Annotated in this window: 4 protein-coding genes; all 4 read right to left on the bottom strand. The window is 60.0% G+C overall.

Annotated elements, in window-relative coordinates:
• Positions 1-46: 46 nt before the first annotated feature.
• Positions 47-817, bottom strand: a complete 771-nt coding sequence (locus F8N49_RS26840) for an SDR family oxidoreductase (RefSeq protein ID WP_151553243.1) — start codon at positions 815-817, stop codon at positions 47-49.
• A 129-nt stretch (positions 818-946) separates the two neighbouring features.
• Positions 947-1,417 (bottom strand): DUF1456 family protein, encoded by a 471-nt coding sequence (locus F8N49_RS26845; protein WP_056783315.1) that lies wholly within the window; start codon positions 1,415-1,417, stop codon positions 947-949.
• Between the two features lie 70 nt (positions 1,418-1,487).
• Positions 1,488-2,198, bottom strand: a complete 711-nt coding sequence (locus F8N49_RS26850; RefSeq protein ID WP_151553244.1) for an rRNA pseudouridine synthase — start codon at positions 2,196-2,198, stop codon at positions 1,488-1,490.
• Between the two features lie 189 nt (positions 2,199-2,387).
• On the bottom strand, positions 2,388-2,861 hold the full coding sequence (locus tag F8N49_RS26855; protein ID WP_071174578.1) for a GNAT family N-acetyltransferase: 474 nt from the start codon (positions 2,859-2,861) through the stop codon (positions 2,388-2,390).
• Positions 2,862-3,087: the final 226 nt, after the last annotated feature.

Below are 3,087 nucleotides of genomic sequence, written 5' to 3' on the forward strand. Positions count from 1 at the left end.
GAACCCTGTGGGAGCTGGCTTGCCAGCGATAGTCACACCGCCGATGTCAGAGGCTGAAGCCACCATCCAGCGGAATGATATTCCCGGTCATATAAGCCCCCGCCGTACTCGCCAGGCTGATCGCCAGCGCCGCCATCTCTTCCTCACGCCCCCAGCGCTTCATCGGAATCAGCGCAGTATCCTCAGCCAATGCCTGCTCATCATTACCAATATGCTGGGTCATCTTGCTCGGAAAGCGACCCGGCGCAATCACGTTGACGTTGATGTGCTGGCTCACCAGTTCCCGCGCCAGAATGCGCGACAACTGATGCAGCGCCGCTTTGCTCGGCCCATAGGCATACGCCTGCTCGCCAAACGAAGAAATCCCCGCCACCGAACCGATATTGATGATCCGCGCCGGATTCGCCGCCGAACCGGCCTTGCGCAGCAACGGCAGGAACTGCTGGATGCAACTGAACACCGAGGTCACGTTGAGCTGCATGACCTTTTCCCAGCCCTTGACCGGATAACTCTCCAGCGGCGCGCCCCACGTGGTGCCGGCATTGTTCACCAGAATGTCCAGATGAGTGATCTGCTCACCCAGACGCGTGGCCAATTCCCGCACGCCTTCTTCGGTCGCCAGATTTGCCGCCACGCCGTGGCAAGTACCCATGGCGCCAAGTTCTTCGGCGGTTTGATGGCAGGCTTCGACGTCGCGCGAGCACACGTAGACATGGGCGCCGGCCTCGACGAACGCCTTGGCGATCATTTTGCCGATACCACGAGTACCGCCAGTCACCAGAGCGGTGCGGCCTTGCAGGGAAAAGTAGGGATGCATGGCGAATCCTGAAGATTAGGGATCAGTACACCCTAGTCGTCAGCCGCGAAAAGCGGAGCCATTATTTTTGCAGGGAATGAACGGTCATGCGTTGCGGCGGCGACTATCGATCGCCACCGCACAAGGGCATCAGGCAGGGCGGACGCGCAGGGTCAGGCCCTTGAGGAAGTTACGCAGCAACTGGTCACCACACGGACGGTAGTTGGTGTGGCCGACCTTGCGGAACAGCGCGCTCAGTTCGGGTTTGGATACCGGAAACTCGGCGGCTTTGAGGATCGCGTGCATGTCGTCTTCTTTCAGTTCGAAGGCCACGCGCAGTTTTTTCAGGATGATGTTGTTGGTCACCGGCACTTCGATCGGCTGTGGCGGACGGCTTTCGTCCTTGCCGCGCTTGAAGATCACCAGACCGTCGAGGAAATGCGCGATGACTTCGTCCGGGCAGCGCACGAAGCCTTCTTCGTCTTCTTCTTTCTTGTCGAGCCAGGTGATGACATCGGCGAGCGTGACGTCCATGCCGCCCAGTTTGATGATCTCGACAACTTTCTTGTCGCTGATGTCGAGCATGTAGCGCACGCTGCGCAGTACGTCGTTATGAACCATGTCGGTATTCCTGATGCGTTGTGGGCAGCGCTCGTAAGCGCTGCCGGAATGTGTGGCGGCAGTGGACGTTCTAGAACTTCTCTTTGCCGGACAGGTAGCGCCATTGGCCAACCGGGACCTTGCCGATCGACACGCCGCCGATGCGGATGCGGCGGATGCCGATGACCTTCAGGCCGACCGCTTCGCAGAACTGCGCGATGATTCCCCGCTGCGGGTTTTTCATGGCGAAGCGCAGACGGTTTTCGTTCTGCCAGCTGGCCTTGACTGGCGGCAGCTCCTTGCCCTTGTGGGTCAGGCCATGCTGTAAACGGTTGAGGCCGTGGGCAGCCATCTCACCTTCGACTTCGACGATGTATTCCTGCTCGATCTTCGCCGCGTCGGCGGTGAGCTTGCGCAGGATTTTCCAGTCCTGGGTGAACACCAGCAGGCCGCTGGCCTTGGGCTGCAGGTCGGCGCTGGCGGTCAGGCGCAGGAAATGCCCGCGCAACGGACGCTTGCCGTAGCGATGCTCTTCGCTGAGGGTTTCGGCGCTGAGCGATTGCATGGCGCTGTCGACATCCATGCCGGCGGGCGCGTTGAGCAGGATGGTCACCGGCTCCGGCGCGGTGGCCTTGGCGTCCTTGTCGAGCTCGACCTTTTGCTCGCCGACCTTGAATTGCGGCTCATCGATGACTTCGCCGTCCACGGTGACCCAGCCGCCCTCGATGAACAGCTCGGCCTCCCGGCGGGAGCAACCGACCAGTTCGATGAGGCGTTTGGAGAGGCGAATCGGGTCAGTCATGACGGGGCCGTAACAAAAAAGGGGTGGGCATTGTACCTGTGTGGAAGCGGTTAAGCCCGGTTCCATTTGCAGGGTGTTGGTATTCCCTGTGGGAGCTGGCTTGCCTGCGATGGTATCAACTCGGTATTTCTCGTGCACCGCGGCGTCTGCATCGCTGGCAAGCCAGCTCCCACAGGGTTCCAGGTTGTGTCAGGCATGGTTCGCGCGCTGTTGGGACTGCCGCAAGCGCATATGCAGCAACGGATACGGCTGGCCCATGCCATCGACCTCGGAGCGGCCGATCACTTCGAAGCCCTGCTTTTCATAAAAACCCAAGGCTTGCGGGTTCTGCTCATTGACGTCGAGTTCATCGGCGTTGAGCCGTTCGATCGCATATCGGAGCAGCTGCTTGCCCAAGCCTTGGCCACGATGATCAGGATCGATGAACAACATTTCAATCTTGCCCGCCGCCACACCGGCAAACCCGGTAATGCGCTGCTGGCGGTCCTTGGTGCAGATCAGCATGACCGCATCGAGATAGCGGGTGAGCACCAGATTGCGCAGCAGCTCGATGTAGCTGTCCGGCAGGAACTGGTGAGTCGCACGGACCGAGGCCTCCCAGACCCGGGTCAGTTCTTCGTAATCGCTGATTTTCGGTGTGTGGATAACCGAATGCTGACGCATGTGCGTGTGCCTCTTGTGCGGTTCAAGGGAGTCCGTCCCCCGCTAAACGATAGCCGCAAAAAAGCCCCGTATCTCGGAAAAGAGCGGGGCTTTTTGGATTTGTTGCGGTGTCTGGCTGGCTATTTCTGTCGCCAGCAAGATCTCTCCCCCTCACCCCAACCCTCTCCCCCAGAGGGGGCGAGGGGGAAGGGAGCTGAACTTCGTGCTTTTCAAACCTGAGTTCGAC

The organism is Pseudomonas sp. GXM4 (assembly GCF_008923895.1).
GTDB classification, from domain to species: Bacteria; Pseudomonadota; Gammaproteobacteria; order Pseudomonadales; family Pseudomonadaceae; genus Aquipseudomonas; species Aquipseudomonas atacamensis.